Raw genomic sequence first — 19,096 nt, forward strand, 5'->3', positions numbered from 1 at the left:
CCACTATTAAGGTGTAGCTTAATAGTGGTTTTTTTATGTGGTATTTTTGACAAAATGATGAACTTTTATTGTGAGAAATATGAAAAATATGGACAATAATAAAGGATAAAAACATGATTTGACCTTTATATGTTTAATATCATCGCTATGTTGTTTAAGTGAGATGGAGCGAATAACCGTAAAGCGTATGCGGTTGCCAAGTCTTTCTAATGTAAGGTAAGATAAATTCGAGGTGAAAAAAAGAAATGGAACGATTACAAAAAGTGATTGCGCAAGCAGGTATTGCATCGAGAAGAAAGGCTGAGGAATTAATTCAGCAAGGAAAAGTGAAAGTTAACGGAAAAATAGTGAAAGAGTTAGGAACAAAAGTAACTCCTCAAGATAAAGTAGAAGTAAATAACATCCCTCTTGAAAAAGAAGAACCTGTTTATTTTTTACTATATAAACCAACTGGTGTAATTTCAAGTGTATCAGATGATAAAGGTAGAAGTGTTGTAACAGACTTTTTCCCTGAAATTACACAACGTTTATTCCCAATCGGACGTCTAGATTATGATACGTCAGGAGTATTATTAATGACAAACGACGGGGACTTCGCAAATATATTAATGCATCCTAAATATAAAGTTGAAAAAACGTATGTTGCAAAAATAAAAGGCCCATTAACAGGTGAGAAAATTCGCATGTTAGAACGCGGTGTTGCACTAGAAGACGGTAAAACAGCACCAGCACATGTGAAAATTATTTCTTGGGACAAGCGTAAAGAAATGGCTATTGTACAATTAACAATTCATGAAGGACGTAACCGTCAAGTACGTCGTATGTTTGAAGCGTTAGACTGTAAAGTAGTGAAATTAAAACGTGAACGTTATGCTTTCTTAGAAGTAGGAAGCCTGCGACCTGGTGATGCGAGAGAATTGACACCACATGAGGTGAAACAATTACGCGCGCTTGCTTCTACAAAGCCAAGATAAGCTATAGAGTTAAAAATTCACCAGTGGAGTGCTCTGCTGGTGATTTATTCAATACAACATTTACAGAAGATAATACATAACATTTACCGAGGAGAGGAGAGGTAATATGAAGAAAAATCGCTTATTATTTCGCGTTATTATTCTACTCATTTTATGTGGTGCTGTAGGATTTACCCTTTATCAAGGATTCTTTGCTAATAAAGAGAAAATGCAAATCGGAAAAGAAGCACCTAACTTTGTTGTGACGGATTTAGAAGGGAAGAAAATTGAACTAAAAGATTTAAAGGGAAAAGGTGTATTTTTAAACTTTTGGGGTACGTGGTGTAAACCTTGTGAAAAAGAAATGCCTTATATGAATGAATTATATCCAAAGTATAAAGAAAAAGGCGTTGAAATCATAGCGTTAGATGCGGATGAAACGGATATTGCAGTAAAGAACTTTGTGAACCAATATGGTTTGAAATTCCCAGTTGCTATTGATAAAGGACAAAAGATTATAGGAACATATGGAGTAGGTCCATTACCGACAAGCTTTTTGATTGATAAAGATGGAAAAGTAGTGGAGCAAATTATAGGTGAACAAACGAAAGAACAGTTAGAAGGGTATTTAAAGAAAATTACTCCGTAATAAAGAAAGCCTTTACATAAGAGGTGCGTGTCTATAGTGCCTCTGGTTTAAAAATTCTGAGTATTGCGGTAACTCAAGGTTAGAATATACAATAGTACATATAGAGACAGGGGCGGTGAGAGTGTTGAAAGAAATTAAATGTGAATGTGGACATGTTAATCCGATAGGAACCGTTTTTTGTGAAGCTTGCGGGAAACCATTTGAAAGCAATGAAAATGCAAAACTATTGGATATGCGCTATGAGGGGAGTGCACGGAGATCTCTCACGCAAACAAAAACGATAGTCGATAAAATTTGGAGCTTTTTCTCTTCTGTAAAAGTGGGTGTATGGCTAATCGTAATAACTTTAGCTGCATCAGCGATAGGAACTATTTTTCCGCAAGAAATGTACATAACTCCAGGGATTGCACCAGCTGAATATTATAAACAAGAATACGGATTTTTAGGGCAATTATACTATCAATTAGGATTTAATAATTTATACGGTTCATGGTGGTATATGATTTTGATTGCTTCTATCGGTATTTCACTTGTGATATGTAGTTTAGACCGCGTTATTCCACTTTATAAAGCTTTAAAAAAGCAAGGCGTAAAAAGACATCCTAGCTTTTTAAAGAGACAGAGATTATATGGGACTGGTACACCGAAAGATGGTGACCTGGAAAGAGTGCAAAAGAATTTAAAGAAAAGAAACTATAACGTGAAAGTGGAAGACGGAAACGTTTTAGCAGAAAAGGGACGCTTCTCGCGTTGGGGTCCATATGTAAATCATATCGGTCTTATTATCTTTTTATTCGGTGCGATGCTTCGTTTTTTACCGAGTATGTACGTAGACGAAGCACTTTGGTTACGTGATGGTGAAACGAAAGAAATACCAGGGACGGATGGACAATACTACTTAAAAAACGAGAAATTTATAAAAGAAGTTTATGATAAAAGTAAGGACAAGGAAGTTTTTGAGGAAGCGATTGATCGTGTAGGCGATAAAATGATTGCGAAAAACTTCCAAACGAATGCTGTATTATATAAAGCTGTGGGCGAAAATATAGCAGGGCAAAAACCAAAGTTGGAAAAAGTAAAAGAAGCGGAAATTCGAGTAAATGAACCACTGAAATTTGATCAATTTGCAGTGTATCAAGTGGATTATAAAGAAAGTGAATTTAAAAGTATGTCCTTCAACTTGCAAAATAAAGAAAATAATCAAAAATGGGGACCGATTAAAGTAGATTTAACGAATCCTAAGGAAAAATATGATTTAGGAAATGGTTATTCTCTAGAACTATTAAGCTATTTTCCTGATTTTTATTTTGATGAGAATGGAAAACCAAATACAAAAACGAAATTACCGAACAATCCTGCATTTGTATTTAAAATGTTTACACCTGAAACACCAGATGGTGAAGTGAGTTTTGTTGGTATTCAGCAAAATATAGAACCTGATGGAAACAACAAATATAAAATGTCGTTTGCAGGTGTTGAAATGCAAAATGCAACAGCACTTACTGTAAGAAAAGATTTAACGCTTTGGATTCTCGGTATTGGAGGGTTTATATTTATGGTTGGTGTCATTCAAGGTATGTATTGGAATCATCGCCGTATTTGGATACAACGTGTTAATGATGAATGGTGGATTGCAGGGCATACGAATAAAAATTGGTTCGGTTTAAAGAAAGATATTGAAAGAGTAATAGAAGGTACAGCAATTCCACAGCCAAATGATAAAGTAATCGATAAAAAAATTAGTTAAGGTGGGGAAACGATATGGTGCAAATAAGTAGTAACTTTCTCTTTACCGCATTTATTTTATATTTAATTGCGACTCTATTTTTTGGTGGAGCCATTAAAGAAAAGGGTCATAAATGGGCAAATGTAGGAATAACAATTACAATTTTAGGGTTTATAGCACAAACAGTATATTTTGTTACAAGGTGGATCGCATCAGGGCATGCACCAGTTAGTAACTTTTTTGAATTCGGTACATTTTTCGGTATGATGCTTGTAGGAGCATTTATTGTAATGTATTTTATGTACCGTGTAAGTATAATTGGACTATTTGCATTACCAGTTGCGCTTTTATTAATTGCCTATGCAAGTATGTTTCCGAGGGAAATATCTCCGCTTATTCCATCTTTAAAAAGTAATTGGTTACATATTCACGTGACGACTGCAGCAGCAGGACAAGCAATTTTAGCGATTAGTTTTATTACGGGCGTTATGTATTTATTAAAAAATGTAGATCAATCAACGAGAAGTAAACGGACATTTTGGCTAGAGACGGTAGTATTTACACTTGTTTGTACAGTTGGATTTATTGGAGTAACAACGGTATTTTCTAGTATGAAATATGAAGCGAAGTTTCAATGGGTTGATAAAAATGAACAGCAACTGGAAATGAAGTACAATCTTCCGGCTTTGGTTGGACCGCATGAAGGGAAGTTACTGACAGAAAATAAATTAGAACCGGCAGTTGAAGTTCCAGCGATTGTAAATGCGAAGAAATTAAATACTGTTATTTGGTCAGTATTAGTTGGAACATTACTTTATATTGTATTAAGACTTGTTTTACGGAAGCGAGTATCGGCAGCACTTCAGCCGTTAGTAAAGAATACGAATAGTGATTTACTAGATGAAATCGGATATCGATCTATTGCAATTGGATTCCCAGTTTTCACATTAGGAGCGTTAATTTTTGCAATGATTTGGGCTCAAATAGCGTGGACGCGTTTTTGGGGCTGGGATCCGAAAGAGGTTTGGGCACTTATAACGTGGCTTTTTTATGCTGCAGTACTACATTTACGATTATCTAAAGGGTGGCATGGAGAGAAATCAGCTTGGCTTGCAGTAATTGGTTTTGCAATTATTATGTTTAACTTTATTGTAGTAAACTTAATTATTGCCGGTTTACATTCATATGCATAGAGAAATAAAATAGGAGAGTGCATGTCACTTTCCTATTTTATTTTTGTCAACTTTTCTTCTTTTTTGAGAAAAACATGACAAAGTAGCGGTTGATTTTGTAAAATGATGTCGAGGACATTATATACTGTTCAAAAAAAATACATAGTTTTGGAAAAAAATTGAACAAAATTTATTATTCTTGTGAAGCATAATATGGGAAGTGAAACATTTAGAAGATTGCTTAAATAAACGAGAATAGCGCAACATAATAGTAAAGAAGGGTAGGTGTGAACCGCTGAAGTGAGAGTACGCAGCGGGTAGAGATGGAAAATGAATCAAGAATTTTAATTGTAGATGATGAGGATCGTATTCGTCGTTTATTGAAAATGTACTTAGAAAGAGAACAATACACAATTGAAGAAGCAGATAATGGTGATACAGCTTTAGAAATGGCGTTACAAAATGATTACGATTTAATCTTATTAGATCTTATGATGCCTGGTAAAGATGGCATTGAAGTATGTAAAGGGGTTCGTGAGAAGAAAGCGACACCAATTATTATGCTGACAGCAAAAGGTGAAGAAGTAAATAGAGTACAAGGATTTGAAGTTGGAACAGATGATTATATTGTAAAGCCATTTAGTCCACGTGAGGTCGTGCTACGTGTGAAAGCGGTATTACGTCGTGCTGTACCAACAACATTCTTTACACAAGATACAACGACAAAAGATGTTACTGTATTCCCGCACTTAACAATTGACAACGATGCACACCGTGTTACTGCAGATGGCAATGAAGTAAACTTAACGCCGAAAGAATATGAGTTACTATTATTTTTAGCGAAAGCTCCTGATAAAGTATTCGATCGTGAGCAACTGTTAAAAGAAGTATGGCAATATGAATTCTTCGGAGATTTACGTACAGTTGATACACATGTAAAGCGTTTACGTGAGAAGTTAAGCAAAAAATCACCAGATGCAGCGAAAATGATTGTTACTGTTTGGGGTGTAGGTTACAAATTTGAGGTTGTGAACGACTGATGCTTTGGAGAAGTGTAGTAGGGAAGTTATGGATGACCATATTACTTCTCGTTTCGTTTGTTCTTGGATTTGTTGCGATTTTACTTTCACAGTTTTTTAGAACGTATTATGTTGATATGAGTGAAGCTAGGCTTCAAAAAGTCGCAACAAGTGTTTCAGAGTTAATTGAAGAAGGTGCCGATGTAAAAACGATTGAGAATATCGCTTACAAATTCTCTGATCCACTTTCAAGGATTATTATTGTAGAAGATGGTAAAGAAATCTCTTCTTCACCGAAACAAGAAGGCTTAGTCACTCTTACAATGGATGACTTAAAAGAAGATAAAGAATTAGCGGCTGTGTTTACAGACAAAAAAGAAATTAAGAATAACATTAGAAAAGCCTCTAATAGTAGAAAGAATAAAAATACTGAAAATGATATTATGATTGTCGGAAAACCAGTGCAATCAAAAAATCAAAGTGCAGTGTTTGTGTACGAATCTTTACAAGTGCCGATACAAGGTATGGAAAGAACGACTGATTTTATATTCTTATCAGCAGGGATTGCGATTATATTAACAACTTTCTTTGCATTCTTCTTATCTACTCGAATTACAGCACCACTTCGTAAAATGCGTGAGGTTGCTTTTGAAGTGTCGCGTGGGAAGTTTGATGCGAAAGCTCCTATGGTATCTCAGGACGAGATTGGTGAGCTTGCAACGGCCTTAAATCAAATGGGGAAACAGTTGAAGTTTAATATGAATGCCCTGCAGCAAGAGAAAGAACAGTTAGCAAGTATTTTGAGTAGTATGGCAGATGGGGTTATTACATTAAATCAAGAAGGTGAAGTTGTAGTAATCAATCCGCCAGCTGAACATTTCTTACAAGTTTGGCAAGAAGAAAAAGAGATAGAGCTCAGTAAAAAACTGCCTTCTGAACTTGTTGAACTATTCCATCTCGTTGTAGAAAGCGAACAACAACAAGTTGTTGAAATTAATTTACAAAAAGGGAACTATGTAGTTCTTATGACGCCGCTCTACAATCAAACGAAAATTCGCGGGGCTGTAGCAGTACTGCGAGATATGACGGAAGAACGTCGTCTTGAAAAGATGCGTCAAGACTTTATTGCGAATGTATCGCATGAACTTCGTACACCGATGGTCATGCTGCAAGGATATAGTGAAGCAATTTTAGATGATATTGTGCAAACGAAAGAAGAAATTAATGAGTTTGTTCAAATCATTTATGATGAATCCGTTCGTTTAGGTAAACTTGTAAATGAATTATTAGATTTAGCACGCATGGAAAGTGGTAATGTAGAGTTACATATAGGTGAAGTGGACATACATCCGTTTGTTGAAAAAATTGGTCGTAAATTCCAAGGGATCGCAAAGGATAAAGAAGTTGAACTAACAGTTGATTTCAAAAATCCAATTGAACAATACCCGTTTGATGCAGATCGTATGGAACAAGTATTGACGAATTTAATTGATAACGCAATACGTCATACGAACGCAGGCGGACATGTAACACTTGTAATTGATACGAAAAATAATGGTCTCATTTTTGAAGTACAAGATTCGGGCGTTGGTATTCCAGAAGAAGATATTCCATTTTTATTTGATCGTTTCTATAAAGCTGATAAAGCAAGAACACGTGGGAAAAAAGGTGGAACAGGACTCGGGCTTGCGATTGCGAAAAATATTGTTCAAGGCCATGATGGTAAAATTTCTGTATCAAGTGTTGTTGGAGAAGGAACTACATTCTCTGTCTATTTACCGAATCGTATAATTTAGATATACGTTTTTAAAGTTGATAATGAATAAAGTTCTGCTGTTTTTTATTTTTTTGTAAACTCAATTAAATAAAGAATGGTAGAACTTTTTTCTATGTTGCTCGAATAAAGAATAACAAGAGAGGTGCTGTGAAGAAATGAAATTATATACAAAAACAGGAGATAAAGGAACGACAAGTGTAATAGGTGGTAGGGTTGATAAAGATGATATCCGTGTGGAAGCGTATGGAACAATAGACGAGGCGAATTCTCATATCGGATATGCAATGACTAAACTACAAGGCGGGCCTTTCGGAGATATTTACAATGAACTTGAAACGATTCAACATGAACTATTTGATTGCGGGGGAGACTTGGCGATAGTAGGCGAGAAGATACCTTATAAAGTAAAAATTGAAATGGTCGAAAACTTAGAAAGTAGGATTGATTCGTATATAGAAGAAGCACCGCCGCTAGAGCGCTTTATTTTACCAGGTGGAAGCGAGTCGGCAGCTGCTATTCATATTGCACGTACAGTTGTAAGGCGAGCAGAACGATGTATCGTGTCCTTACAAAAAGAAGGAAAAATAAATGAAGTTGTTCTAAAGTATGTAAATAGATTATCTGACTATTTATTTGCAGTAGCTAGAGTAATAAACGCTCGATTACAAGTAAAAGATGTAGAGTATAATCGCAGTGCAATCGTTTTTCGTGATAAGAAAGAGAAGGAAGTGGAGTGATTCACTTTCTTTTTTGTATACTTTTTTCTGTAATATACCAAAATAGAGAAGGTATGGTGGTAATTAGAAAACGGAGGATGTATATGAAAGTTTTAAAATACGGCGTTATGTTATTGACAGTACTGTTTTTATCTCAATTACATGTGTACGCAGAGGGAAATCAATGGGCATGGCCTGTTGAAGGACAGATAAGTGATTATTTTGGGACAAGACACGGAAAACACTACGGTATAGATATAGCGGCACCGATCGGCACACCTGTGTCAGCTATTCAAGAAGGGAAGGTAACAAAGTCTTATTATTCAAGTAGTTATGGAAACGTTATATTTATTAAACATGGAGAATATGAGGCTGTGTATGCACATTTAAATAAGAGATATGTAGTTCAAGGGGATTATATTTCAAAAGGAGAAAAAATTGGAGAAGTAGGGAACACGGGAGAATCGCGAGGTGCACACTTACATCTAGAACTTCATCAAGGAAGATGGACGATGGCGAAAAAGAATGCGATGAACCCATTGCTTGTTTTAAGTGAACAAAGAAATGAAGTTGTTTCTTCATCATTATATGTCGTACAAAAAGGGGATACTTTAGTTAGTATTGCACGGAAATTTAGTATGACACTTAAGGAAATTAAAGAAAAAAATGGATTGCAGCAAGAGCTAATTTATCCTAATCAACAATTATACGTTAAGTAAAGGCAACGTCTCAAAAATTAAACTTTGAATATTTTTAAATAAGGTTCAATGTAAATGAAATTATATGGGCGCTTCTCCTAGAAGTATTGAGTGAATTAGAGTATCTATATTTAAAAGAAAACCGTCCCAAAATTTATTTTGGGACGGTTTCTTTTACCAAAAAATAAAGACACATATAAATCCAGAAATAGCTAAATAGCTATATAAGTAAAAAACTTTTGTTCTTGTTTTCTCTTTTGTTCGAAACAGTACGATAGTCGGTTCAATTAAACCGATTGTCAAACAAAGTAGGCCAAGAAGCATACAACCAATCGAAATAGAATACAGGGCGATTTGTGGTGCTTGAAATGGAATCATCCATTTTAATAAAAATGCAATAAGTGCAGTGTAACAAATGCTACCGATGTATTTATTCAGTGGTGTATTAGAACGAAAGCCAGGAAGTTTTTTTAAGAAAGAGCGGGAAACAACTTCTGTTTGTAAAGATGTATGCTCTTCAATAATTTTTTGAGCTTCTTTTCCTTTTTGAAAAAGAGATAAGATCCAATTTCGCTCACCCTGAAAAATAAATTGAGAAGTTGTCAAATAGTGATCAATCTTCACTTTACTCCAACTCTTCCACGGATGACGCTCACACAATTTTAATTTACTTTCTGTTTTCTTATCATACTGATAAATACTGATGCCATCTTCATCGAAAGTAGCATAGTATGTCTCGTTTGAGAATGTGCCTAAATCAATTGGGCAGTAGAAAAGTAATTCTTTTTTTAAGTAAAAGTATTCTTTTCTTAAGTTTTTTTTCATTGCTTCTCGAATAGAATGTCTCTTTTCTTTTTTCATGACATTTCCTCCATAACTCAGAAAATGTTCTTATCTTAACAATTCAATATCTTATCACTTTTAATTATATATGACTAGGTAATTCAAAAGAGAAATGCCGAATAATAAAAAATATGGATTGTATTGTAAAATATTTCGCAATTCATTTGTTGTTACGAAAAATAAATAACTAATTTTAAATAAGTTACAATTTTTTAGTTCACAATGTTATGAGGTTGTTGTATAATGAAGGGGAAAATAGAATATCGGTCTATCTTCGGGGCAGGGTGAAAATCCCGACCGGCGGTGATGAACTATTTATGATTTTGTTCTAAGCCCGCGAGCCGTTAAGGCAGGATTTGGTGTGATTCCAAAGCCGACAGTATAGTCTGGATGGGAGAAGATGGAGGTTCAAGCGTTCAAAAAAGATATGGATTTGAACGTCTGTTTGATGTGCCTTAAATTCTCCCTTTGTGTAAAACACAAAGGGTTTTTTCGTTCTATGAAAAAATAGGCATAGCAGAACCTTTCCACTTTCCATGAGATGATCGATGGAAAAGGAGAGAGAAAGATGAAACAAAAAAACAGTGTAGTGCAGATGGTGAGTGTAGCGATGCTAAGTAGTATTGCATATTTACTAATGATGTTGGATTTCCCGTTCCCAGGGCTTCCGCCATTTTTGAAAATTGATTTTAGTGATGTACCAGCTCTAATTGCAGCAATTATCTTTGGACCAGTAGCAGGAGTGATTGTAGAGGCGATAAAGAACATTTTACATTACGGGATTCAAGGAAGTTTAACAGGAGTACCAGTTGGAGAAATTGCAAACTTTATTGCAGGATGTTTATTTATTGGACCAGCAGCTTTCTTATTTAGAAAGTATCGTACTGTGAAGAGTTTAACGACAGGATTAATGCTAGGGACAATTACAATGGCACTTATTATGAGTGTATTAAACTACATCATCATATTCCCGGCTTACACTTGGTTTTTAAATTCACCGGCTATGTCTAGCGAAGCTATCAGAACAACGGTTGTAACGGCAATCTTACCATTTAATTTAATTAAAGGAATTGTTGTAACAATTGTATTTGTGGCATTATTCTCACGCCTGAAAGTATGGGTGTTTGCAAAAATGAAAAATGCATAATATATATTAAAACCATTAGTAGTGTGGAACTACTAATGGTTTTTTATTAAGGAAAATAAAATTTAGATACAAAAAACGCCCCTCATCAATATGAGGGGCGTTTTTTGAAGTTAATAAAAGACTATTCGAATTTTAAAGCGTCTCCGTCGAATGATTCGTCAGCAACTTTAATTGAGTCAGTTGGACAGCCTTCGAATGCATCCATCATATCTTCAATTAATACATCTGGAATTTCAACGATACCTTGGTTATCGTCTAATGTTACAAATGCAATACCTTCATCATCATAGTCATAAATGTCTGGTGCAGCAGCGCCACAAGCACCACATGCAATACAAGTATCTTTATCAACGATTGTATATTTTGCCATCTTTTTTCCCTCCTGATAATATGTATGTGAAAAGCTCGCCATAAAAATTATAACCTTATTGTAAAACGGTTTGTGAAACTTTTCAACATAAAATTATAATGATAATGCTTATCAATTAGAGTGTCAACTTATTTTTGAATTATGTCATAAGATTTTCAAAATACGTAAATGTGATTTCGTTTGATACAATAGAATATATACAAGTATATAGTTCTTATATGATAAGTTTAATGAGCGACAGTAGATAGTGTAATTGTACTGAAAAGAATGAAGTTAAGATTGGAAGGTGGAAGCGGTCATGCAAATACAATATACTTTGTTGCATTGTTTAAAACAATTGAATGGTGAAAGAACCGTTTCTTCTATTTATTATTTACTAAAGGGCAAACGTTCTTCGCAAACTTTACAAGATGGAAATATGTTTCGGATTTCTTTTTTATTCGGAATATATAAATCATTAAATAGAAATGACTATGATGGTGAAGTTGTAAAGTTGTTGCAAGCGGATTTTATTCAAGAAATACATGAAAATACATATGTGTTAACACCTACGGGTAAAATGCAGTTACATAAATGGGAGGAAGTTTATGCTTTTCCAGCACATTTGCATGGTTTACATTATGGTGAATTAGGTGAAACATTTTGGAAAAGATTATCATTGATTATTCAAACCATATCAAATTTACAACAGAATAATACGAAGTTTATCCCAATTCAACAAGATACAGAAATAATGATGTGGGTAAAACGTTTTCTAACAGGAAGGCCATATAAAAGAAGTGAGTTGGCGAGGAAACTATGGACGGAAGTACATAATCTTTTGGAAAAGAGTAATGCGATAGAAGCGACGATTGTAACATATCGACTAACGGGCTATGAACGTATTGGTTGTACATTGCAACAATTAGCAGAAATTACGAAACAAGATATATTCAGGGTGTATTTTTTATTTTGGGGTACAATGCATTTCTTTATACAAGAAGTTCGTGATAAAGAAAATGAATTTCCACTATTAGCTGAAATTATATCTTATCCAAATGAGAGAGCTGAATTATTTAGTTTATCCACGAAAAAAACATATAATTTTTGGAGACAAGGGCGTTCTTTAGAAGAAATAGCGACGATTCGGAATTTAAAGGTTGCAACGATAGAAGATCATTTTGTTGAAATTGCTTTGCGAGAAAAAGATTTTTCTATTGAAATGTTTATGGAAAAAGAAAAGATAGACAAAGTAATAAAAGTAATTGAAGCATTACAAACGCGGAAGTTACGTGTTTTGAAACAAGCGGTTGGAGAAGATATCTCTTATTTTGAAGTTCGTCTTGTATTAGCGCGGATGGAGGGTGTAAATGAAACTTGAAGAATATTTATATAAGTGGTTTGGATATTCTGAATTTCGTCCAGGTCAAAAAGGAGTTATTACAGATTTATTAGAAGGAAAAGATGTGATAGCAATGCTTCCGACTGGAAGAGGGAAATCTATGTGCTATCAGTTTCCGGGGCTTATGCGAGAAGGAACAGTGCTTGTTGTATCACCGTTATTATCTTTAATGGAAGATCAAGTGACACAATTAAAGTATGTTGTGAAAAACCGAGTGATAGCATTTAATAGTTTTCGGACATTAAATGAAAAAAGAGAAGCGATGAAAAAATTATCTTCATATAAATTTATTTTTGTTTCACCAGAGATGTTACAGTCGGAGTTATTAATTAGGGAATTGAAGAAAATTCATATTTCATTATTTGTTGTTGATGAGGCTCATTGTATTTCTCAATGGGGTTATGATTTTAGACCGGACTATAAGAAACTAAATGTAGTTATTGAAAATATTGGTTCTCCTACAGTATTAGCATTGACAGCTACAGCGACAAAAGAGGTACTACAAGATATCGCAGACAGTTTAAATTTAAAGGGTGCCGCGGAACATGTATACTCTATTGACCGTCCTAATATTGCAATGAAGGTGCAATTTGTAGAGACGATAGAAGAAAAGAAAGAGGCGCTTTTGGAGCAGGTGATGTATTTACAAGGGCCGGGAATTGTATATTGTTCAAGTAGAGCGTGGACAGAAAGGTTAACGGAATACTTGAGAGGAAAAGGTGTTACTGGTGTAGCTTTTTATCATGGTGGTATGGAACATGAAGAGCGTATGTTAATTCAACAACAGTTTATGAACGATCAATTGCAGCTTGTAATATGTACAAGTGCATTTGGTATGGGGGTAAATAAGGCGAATACGCAATATATTATTCATTTTCATTATCCAACTAATATAGCTTCTTACTTACAAGAAATCGGAAGAGCTGGAAGAGATGGCGAACCGAGTATAGCTATTTTATTGTGTAGTCCGTTGGATCATGATTTACCAATTTCAATCATTGAGGATGAATTGCCAAGTAAGTCGCAAATACAATTTTTATTTTCTTTACTACAAGAAAGAATGTTTCAAACGAAAGAATTACCAATAGAAGATGTAGAAGAAATTTGTTATAATGCAGCAAGATTTAATGAGCAATATTGGCGTTTCGTTCGTTATCATCTCGAACAGGCTGGAATTATACAACAACGAAGATTATTATTAGAGGGTTTGTCAGATGAAATTATGAACCGATTAATAGCTGAAGTAGAAATAAGGTTGCGTAATAAATATAGTGAGCTAGAAAATATGAAGTCATGGATACGAGTTAAAGGATGTAGACGTGAATATGTGCTGCAACAGTTCGGTTATAGGAAAGAGAAAGAGTTAAATAATTGCTGTGATTATTGTGGTATTACAAAAGAAGATTATAAAAAAAGACGAGCGCAACAATCGGATTTCGACTATAATTGGGAAACAGAGTTACAAAAGCTTTTCGGCCTAGAAAAGATGGGGGAATGATGAACATTCAAAGGCATAATGTTGAAGATATGAGTCCGCAGGAAATAAGGCTGAATCTATATATAACACAGTTAATTATTATCGGTATTGGCTGTTTACTAGCATATATATTATTTCAAGATGTAAAAGAAGTGTTTAATTTATGGAGATGGGAACCAGTATCTATACTTATTATAGGTGGTTTGTTAGCGATTGGTATTGTGTTATTAGATTATGTTGCAATGCGAGTGTTTCCAGAGTCTTGGTTTGATGATGGTGGTATTAACGATAAGATGTTTCGAGGAATGTCGGTTCTGCATTTACTCATTATTACGTTCGTAATCGGTTTTGCAGAAGAATTTTTATTTAGAGGTGTAGTGCAGACTCATTTTGGAATTGTAATTGCGAGTTTCGTATTTGCAGTGTTACATATTCGTTATATAACAAAGCCATTTTTGTTTTGTTTCGTCTGTTTCATTAGTTTTGTCTTTGGTTATGTATTTGAATGGACAGGGAATTTGTTTATAACAATCTTTGCACACTTTCTTGTTGATTTTATAATGGGACTCCAATTAAGAAAATAAATGGAAGGTGGTGGTGAACAACATGAGGAAACGAATTCCTGATTTTGAAGAGGAATTAGAAGTTGAGCGAGTAGAAGAAAAAGAAAGTTTACCGCCGCGTAGTGAAATTCATAGAAATAAAGAGAAAAAACAAAAGTTTAAAATAAATCATATTTTCGTCCGGGTTTTAACATTTCTATTCATTCTGCTGCCGATTAGTATTTTGTGGTATACGGATAAATATATTCAGGTGAAGGGCGATAGTAATAATGCCGGGAAAAGTGCGTTTGAAGTAATCTTCTTTGATTCAGCTAAATCTGAGTCGCAGAAACAGTCTGAAAAAGCGATAACGCATACTGTGAAAGAGGGAGAAACTTTAGAAAGTATAGCGAAGCAATATTTTTCAGATGAAAATGGGGTTGAAGTAATTAAAAAGTATAATAACTTGCAAGAAGATGAAGTGAGTGCAGGTCAAGAATTAAAAATTCCGATAAAAGATAAGTCCACAAAGCAAGAGAGCTAGTGAATTAGGCGAACGCAGTTTGTTATAAAAGCCTAGGGTTATCTTTATGATGAGGGGAGTAAAAAATATGATATGGATTATATTATTCAGTACTCTCATAGGAATGGGGATTTTATTACTTCTTGTGATGTATAAAGAAGCGATGCGTAATACAGTGTTGGAACATACTTTAGTATTTAAAGAATTTCCGAAAAGTTTTCAAAAAGTAAATGTGTTTTTTATTTCTGATATTCATAGAAGAGACATTTCGAATTTGTTAATTGAACAAGTAAAAGGAAAAGTAGATCTCGTAATTATCGGAGGAGATTTAGCAGAGAAAGGAGTCTCTTTATCAAAAATCTCTGCCAATATTCAAAAGTTAAGAGAGATAGCTCCTGTATATTTTGTGTGGGGAAACAATGATTATGAGATAGAATATCATGAATTAGATGCTTTATTATTAGAAAATAACGTAAAAGTTTTAGATAATACAAGAGTGGTATTTGAGTCTGAATTAGGCGAGAAAATTTGTTTGCTCGGTATAGATGATGTTGGATTGCACCGTGATCGTTTAGATTTGGCATTGGCGGATTGTAAAGAAGATGGTTTTCGTATCTTAGTTAGTCACAACCCTGATATAATAAAAAAGATGTCTGGAAATGAACAGATCTCACTTGTATTAAGTGGACATACGCATGGAGGACAAATCCGATTATTCCCATCTAAAAAATATTTAAAAGGTGGCGTATATAACCATTTGAATACGATTCTCTTTGTTAGTAATGGGTACGGAACAACATTGATACCACTTCGTTTCCGAGCGCCTGCTCAAACACATATTATTACATTGTGCGGAGGGAAATGATGCCAACTCTTAGTGGAAAATATAATATAAAAGCTGTTTCAAATATAATTGGAGTTCAGCCGAGTACGCTTCGCGCATGGGAAAGACGATATCAAATTATTGCCCCAAAGCGGAATCAAGCTGGACATCGTTTATATACAGAAGAGCATATTCAAATTTTAAAATGGTTAATGGAAAAAGTTTCTTCCGGTATGATGATTGGACAAGCAGTTCAGTTATTAGAAGAGAATCGTTTGCAGAGTACAGTTCAAAAAGAGATACATTGCGATAAAGAAGTTGTTTTAGTGGACGATTTGCTACAAGCTTTGTTAAAATTTGATGAAATTACAATTGCTGCATTATTAAACGAAGCTTTTAGTATATATTCAACAGAAAAGGTTGTTGCCAGTATCGTTCTTCGAGTGACAGACAAATTATTAACGTCAAAAAATAATAATGAGATTTCAATGGTGCAATTTCAATATGCACTATCGTTTTTACAAACGCGTCTAGGGATGGTGTATCACAATGCCTCAATGTTTTCTTCTTTACACAAAGTTATTGTGTTAGAAAAGAATGCATTGAAAGGATTTATTTTTTCAACTTATTTACGCTTAAAAGGATATGAGGCGATATATATTAGGACAAGCTTAGCTGAAGATGGTATGTTGTCAGCGGTAGAGGAAATACAGCCGAAATATGTGTTTGTATCTTTTGCTGACGAACTAGAAATGAAAAAGACGATGAACTTTATAAATGTATTACAAGAAAAAAGGGAATCTCTTTCTGTTGGATTTATCGGAAAGCTAGGCGTTCTAAACCAGTTGGACATTGAAACAATCTTAATTGGTGATACGAAAGAAGAATGGGATGAATGGTTAAAAATGTCGGAATAGTTGTTCGAAAAGAACCATCTATTTTCTATTTCATATAATAAAAATTAGATGCATTGGTTACGTAGGGAGGGTATGAGATGAGGCTGGAACGATTAAATTACAATAAGATAAAAATTTTTCTAACATTTGATGATTTATCTGAACGAGGATTAACGAAAGAAGATTTATGGAGAAATGCGCCGAAAGTACAGCAATTATTTCGTGATATGATGCAAGAAGCAAATAAGGAATTAGGATTTGAAGCAGATGGTCCGATTGCAGTTGAAGTGTTTTCTCTACAAGCACAAGGGATGGTTGTAATTGTAACGAAAGAAAATCAAGAAATGGATACGGATGATGAGTTCCGTGACGAGTTTATTGAAATGCAAGTGACTCTAGATGAAAGTGAACATATATTATATGAGTTTGCTACGCTAGATGACATAATTAACCTGTCGAATCGCTTATATAACCTTGGTGTAACTGGCGGAAAGCTATATACGTGGGATGAGCGCTTCTATCTTTGGGTGGAAGAAGAGGAACAAATTCAATTGTTAAAAGCGGATTTTATAGCTATTTTAGCGGAATACGGCAATCCGTCTACAGCAACTATTTATCGTATCATGGAGTACGGTAAAGAATTAATGGATTTTAACGCGATAGAACAAATACACAATTACTTTGTGAAAAAACAAAACCTCAGCTAATACAACATAGCTGAGGTTTTGTTTTTATTTGGATAAGGGAAGGGATGATAGTAAATACGCGAACATACTTTTTGAAAATAAAATATGCAGTTTTATGGGAGCGTCGCTGAGGAAAATAAAAAATATTTAAATATTTAAGTATTTTACTTTTCTAAAAGTAATAAAAGGACTATAATAATAGTGAAAACGCTTGCAACAGAAAATAGTTTGTATATATTTGTTAGCGTTTTCTATTGCATTCCAAATTTAAGGGTGTATACTAGGCAATGAAGGTTTACTAAACAAGTGAAATTACAGGGGGTTTACTTACTATGGTAGCCGAAAAGGGAACTCAAACAAAAACACAACAACAAAGGGAACAACATTTTGAACTATTGAATTCAACACAAATTGTTATTAGTGAAGCGTTAGAAAAATTGGGTTATCCAAACGAAGTATATGAATTATTAAAAGAACCAATTCGTATGATGACAGTGAAAATACCAGTTCGTATGGATGACGGGACTGTTAAAATATTTACAGGATATCGTGCACAACATAATGATGCTGTTGGTCCAACGAAAGGTGGAATTCGCTTCCATCCGAATGTAACAGAAAATGAAGTGAAAGCACTTTCAATCTGGATGAGTTTAAAATGTGGTATTGTTGATTTACCATATGGTGGAGGTAAGGGTGGAATTATCTGTGATCCACGTGAAATGTCATTCCGTGAGTTAGAAAGATTAAGCCGCGGTTATGTACGAGCAATTAGCCAAATCGTAGGTCCGACGAAAGATATTCCAGCTCCAGATGTATTCACAAACTCTCAAATTATGGCATGGATGATGGATGAGTATAGCCGTATTGATGAATTTAATTCACCAGGATTTATTACAGGTAAACCGCTTGTATTAGGTGGATCACATGGACGTGAAACAGCAACTGCGAAAGGTGTAACAATTTGTATTCGCGAAGCTGCGAAAAAACGTGGCATTGATATTAAGGGTGCACGCGTTGTTGTTCAAGGGTTCGGTAATGCTGGTAGCTTCTTAGCTAAATTTATGCATGATGCAGGTGCGAAAGTTATTGCAATCTCAGATGCTTACGGCGCTTTACATGATCCAAACGGATTAGATATTGATTATTTATTAGACCGTCGTGATAGCTTCGGTACAGTAACAAAGCTATTTAACAATACAATTTCAAACAAAGAATTGTTAGAGCTTGATTGCGATATTTTAGTTCCAGCTGCAATTGAGAACCAAATTACAGAAGAAAATGCTAATGATATTAAAGCGAAAATCGTTGTTGAAGCTGCAAATGGTCCAACAACATTAGAAGCGACTAAAATTTTAACAGATCGCGGAATTTTACTTGTTCCAGACGTATTAGCAAGTGCTGGTGGTGTAACGGTATCTTACTTTGAGTGGGTACAAAATAACCAAGGTTACTACTGGACTGAAGAAGAAGTAGAACAACGTTTAGAAAAAGTAATGGTAAAATCATTTGATTCTATTTATGAAACAGCACAAGTTCGTAAAGTGAACATGCGCTTAGCGGCGTACATGATTGGTGTTCGTAAAATGGCTGAAGCAAGCCGCTTCAGAGGTTGGGTATAAAATATTATATCTTGAGAAAACGTGATTTCCTTTCGAGGGAATCACGTTTTTTTGTTGAAGTATTAAATGAGGTGTTGTA

Annotated in this window: 19 protein-coding genes and 1 riboswitch; of the genes, 17 read left to right on the top strand and 2 right to left on the bottom strand. The window is 34.6% G+C overall.

All coding sequences use genetic code 11. The features are described from left to right. Positions 1-245: 245 nt before the first annotated feature. From rluB to QCI81_RS21625, 8 genes are all read left to right on the top strand, one after another. Complete coding sequence (rluB, locus tag QCI81_RS21590; protein ID WP_000440553.1) at positions 246-974, top strand: 23S rRNA pseudouridine(2605) synthase RluB; 729 nt, start codon at positions 246-248, stop codon at positions 972-974. A 106-nt stretch (positions 975-1,080) separates the two neighbouring features. Beyond that, positions 1,081-1,602, top strand: a complete 522-nt coding sequence (resA, locus tag QCI81_RS21595; RefSeq protein WP_000742194.1) for a thiol-disulfide oxidoreductase ResA — start codon at positions 1,081-1,083, stop codon at positions 1,600-1,602. A gap of 121 nt (positions 1,603-1,723) precedes the next feature. Further along, positions 1,724-3,349: a cytochrome c biogenesis protein ResB gene (gene resB, locus QCI81_RS21600; protein WP_000910517.1), complete on the top strand. Its 1,626-nt coding sequence runs from the start codon at positions 1,724-1,726 to the stop codon at positions 3,347-3,349. A gap of 14 nt (positions 3,350-3,363) precedes the next feature. After that, the gene (gene resC, locus QCI81_RS21605) at positions 3,364-4,521 is read left to right on the top strand and encodes a cytochrome c biogenesis protein ResC (protein ID WP_000250087.1); all 1,158 of its coding nucleotides are present in this window, start codon (positions 3,364-3,366) and stop codon (positions 4,519-4,521) included. Between the two features lie 302 nt (positions 4,522-4,823). Beyond that, the gene (gene resD, locus QCI81_RS21610) at positions 4,824-5,540 is read left to right on the top strand and encodes a DNA-binding response regulator ResD (protein WP_000426861.1); all 717 of its coding nucleotides are present in this window, start codon (positions 4,824-4,826) and stop codon (positions 5,538-5,540) included. Beyond that, a complete protein-coding gene (resE, locus tag QCI81_RS21615; RefSeq protein WP_000964683.1) occupies positions 5,540-7,315 on the top strand; it encodes a sensor histidine kinase ResE in 1,776 nt (591 codons plus the stop codon). The genes resD and resE overlap by 1 nt, the downstream gene beginning before the upstream one ends. A 136-nt stretch (positions 7,316-7,451) precedes the next feature. After that, entirely contained in the window at positions 7,452-8,033 is a 582-nt protein-coding gene (locus QCI81_RS21620) for a cob(I)yrinic acid a,c-diamide adenosyltransferase (protein ID WP_000781271.1), read from the top strand. An 83-nt stretch (positions 8,034-8,116) separates the two neighbouring features. Next, a complete protein-coding gene (locus tag QCI81_RS21625; RefSeq protein ID WP_000866228.1) occupies positions 8,117-8,731 on the top strand; it encodes a peptidoglycan DD-metalloendopeptidase family protein in 615 nt (204 codons plus the stop codon). A 153-nt stretch (positions 8,732-8,884) separates the two neighbouring features. On the opposite strand, the gene QCI81_RS21630 is transcribed toward QCI81_RS21625, so the two are convergent. Further along, entirely contained in the window at positions 8,885-9,571 is a 687-nt protein-coding gene (locus QCI81_RS21630; RefSeq protein ID WP_000711798.1) for a hypothetical protein, read from the bottom strand. A gap of 248 nt (positions 9,572-9,819) precedes the next feature. After that, a riboswitch (FMN riboswitch) is annotated at positions 9,820-9,959 on the top strand. Between the two features lie 162 nt (positions 9,960-10,121). On the opposite strand from QCI81_RS21630, the gene QCI81_RS21635 reads away from it, so the two are divergent. Next, positions 10,122-10,700, top strand: a complete 579-nt coding sequence (locus QCI81_RS21635; RefSeq protein WP_000810856.1) for an ECF transporter S component — start codon at positions 10,122-10,124, stop codon at positions 10,698-10,700. 121 nt (positions 10,701-10,821) lie between these two features. On the opposite strand, the gene QCI81_RS21640 is transcribed toward QCI81_RS21635, so the two are convergent. After that, entirely contained in the window at positions 10,822-11,070 is a 249-nt protein-coding gene (locus QCI81_RS21640) for a ferredoxin (protein WP_001151993.1), read from the bottom strand. A 298-nt stretch (positions 11,071-11,368) separates the two neighbouring features. On the opposite strand from QCI81_RS21640, the gene QCI81_RS21645 reads away from it, so the two are divergent. The 8 genes from QCI81_RS21645 to gudB all read left to right on the top strand — a co-directional run bounded on the left by QCI81_RS21645 (position 11,369) and on the right by gudB (position 19,017). After that, the gene (locus QCI81_RS21645) at positions 11,369-12,430 is read left to right on the top strand and encodes a YpbB family protein (RefSeq protein ID WP_001167017.1); all 1,062 of its coding nucleotides are present in this window, start codon (positions 11,369-11,371) and stop codon (positions 12,428-12,430) included. Further along, a complete protein-coding gene (recQ, locus tag QCI81_RS21650) occupies positions 12,420-13,949 on the top strand; it encodes an ATP-dependent DNA helicase RecQ (RefSeq protein WP_000762970.1) in 1,530 nt (509 codons plus the stop codon). Before QCI81_RS21645 ends, recQ begins: the two co-directional genes overlap by 11 nt. After that, a complete protein-coding gene (locus QCI81_RS21655; RefSeq protein ID WP_001025783.1) occupies positions 13,949-14,512 on the top strand; it encodes a CPBP family intramembrane glutamic endopeptidase in 564 nt (187 codons plus the stop codon). The genes recQ and QCI81_RS21655 overlap by 1 nt, the downstream gene beginning before the upstream one ends. 22 nt (positions 14,513-14,534) lie before the next feature. Further along, entirely contained in the window at positions 14,535-15,014 is a 480-nt protein-coding gene (locus QCI81_RS21660) for a LysM peptidoglycan-binding domain-containing protein (protein WP_001231555.1), read from the top strand. Between the two features lie 67 nt (positions 15,015-15,081). Then, positions 15,082-15,858 (top strand): metallophosphoesterase, encoded by a 777-nt coding sequence (locus QCI81_RS21665; protein WP_071730795.1) that lies wholly within the window; start codon positions 15,082-15,084, stop codon positions 15,856-15,858. After that, the gene (locus QCI81_RS21670; protein WP_001142715.1) at positions 15,858-16,733 is read left to right on the top strand and encodes a MerR family transcriptional regulator; all 876 of its coding nucleotides are present in this window, start codon (positions 15,858-15,860) and stop codon (positions 16,731-16,733) included. The genes QCI81_RS21665 and QCI81_RS21670 overlap by 1 nt, the downstream gene beginning before the upstream one ends. A gap of 77 nt (positions 16,734-16,810) precedes the next feature. Next, entirely contained in the window at positions 16,811-17,419 is a 609-nt protein-coding gene (locus QCI81_RS21675; protein WP_001235398.1) for a genetic competence negative regulator, read from the top strand. A gap of 311 nt (positions 17,420-17,730) precedes the next feature. After that, on the top strand, positions 17,731-19,017 hold the full coding sequence (gene gudB, locus QCI81_RS21680; protein ID WP_000225172.1) for an NAD-specific glutamate dehydrogenase: 1,287 nt from the start codon (positions 17,731-17,733) through the stop codon (positions 19,015-19,017). Positions 19,018-19,096: the final 79 nt, after the last annotated feature.

The sequence above is a fragment of the Bacillus cereus group sp. MG20 genome (assembly GCF_040459885.1).
Taxonomy (GTDB): domain Bacteria; phylum Bacillota; class Bacilli; order Bacillales; family Bacillaceae_G; genus Bacillus_A; species Bacillus_A cereus.

Excerpts from the sequence above, each read along its gene's own strand:
- QCI81_RS21620 (WP_000781271.1), top strand. The coding sequence starts at position 7,452 with ATGAAATTATATACAAAAACAGGAGATAAAGGAACGACAAGTGTAATA.
- gudB (WP_000225172.1), top strand. The coding sequence starts at position 17,731 with ATGGTAGCCGAAAAGGGAACTCAAACAAAAACACAACAACAAAGGGAA.
- rluB (WP_000440553.1), top strand. The coding sequence starts at position 246 with ATGGAACGATTACAAAAAGTGATTGCGCAAGCAGGTATTGCATCGAGA.
- QCI81_RS21655 (WP_001025783.1), top strand. The coding sequence starts at position 13,949 with ATGAACATTCAAAGGCATAATGTTGAAGATATGAGTCCGCAGGAAATA.
- QCI81_RS21660 (WP_001231555.1), top strand. The coding sequence starts at position 14,535 with ATGAGGAAACGAATTCCTGATTTTGAAGAGGAATTAGAAGTTGAGCGA.
- QCI81_RS21630 (WP_000711798.1), bottom strand. The coding sequence starts at position 9,571 with ATGAAAAAAGAAAAGAGACATTCTATTCGAGAAGCAATGAAAAAAAAC.
- QCI81_RS21665 (WP_071730795.1), top strand. The coding sequence starts at position 15,082 with ATGATATGGATTATATTATTCAGTACTCTCATAGGAATGGGGATTTTA.
- resD (WP_000426861.1), top strand. The coding sequence starts at position 4,824 with ATGGAAAATGAATCAAGAATTTTAATTGTAGATGATGAGGATCGTATT.
- resC (WP_000250087.1), top strand. The coding sequence starts at position 3,364 with ATGGTGCAAATAAGTAGTAACTTTCTCTTTACCGCATTTATTTTATAT.
- QCI81_RS21635 (WP_000810856.1), top strand. The coding sequence starts at position 10,122 with ATGAAACAAAAAAACAGTGTAGTGCAGATGGTGAGTGTAGCGATGCTA.
- QCI81_RS21675 (WP_001235398.1), top strand. The coding sequence starts at position 16,811 with ATGAGGCTGGAACGATTAAATTACAATAAGATAAAAATTTTTCTAACA.
- resE (WP_000964683.1), top strand. The coding sequence starts at position 5,540 with ATGCTTTGGAGAAGTGTAGTAGGGAAGTTATGGATGACCATATTACTT.
- resA (WP_000742194.1), top strand. The coding sequence starts at position 1,081 with ATGAAGAAAAATCGCTTATTATTTCGCGTTATTATTCTACTCATTTTA.
- QCI81_RS21645 (WP_001167017.1), top strand. The coding sequence starts at position 11,369 with ATGCAAATACAATATACTTTGTTGCATTGTTTAAAACAATTGAATGGT.
- QCI81_RS21670 (WP_001142715.1), top strand. The coding sequence starts at position 15,858 with ATGCCAACTCTTAGTGGAAAATATAATATAAAAGCTGTTTCAAATATA.
- recQ (WP_000762970.1), top strand. The coding sequence starts at position 12,420 with ATGAAACTTGAAGAATATTTATATAAGTGGTTTGGATATTCTGAATTT.
- QCI81_RS21625 (WP_000866228.1), top strand. The coding sequence starts at position 8,117 with ATGAAAGTTTTAAAATACGGCGTTATGTTATTGACAGTACTGTTTTTA.
- QCI81_RS21640 (WP_001151993.1), bottom strand. The coding sequence starts at position 11,070 with ATGGCAAAATATACAATCGTTGATAAAGATACTTGTATTGCATGTGGT.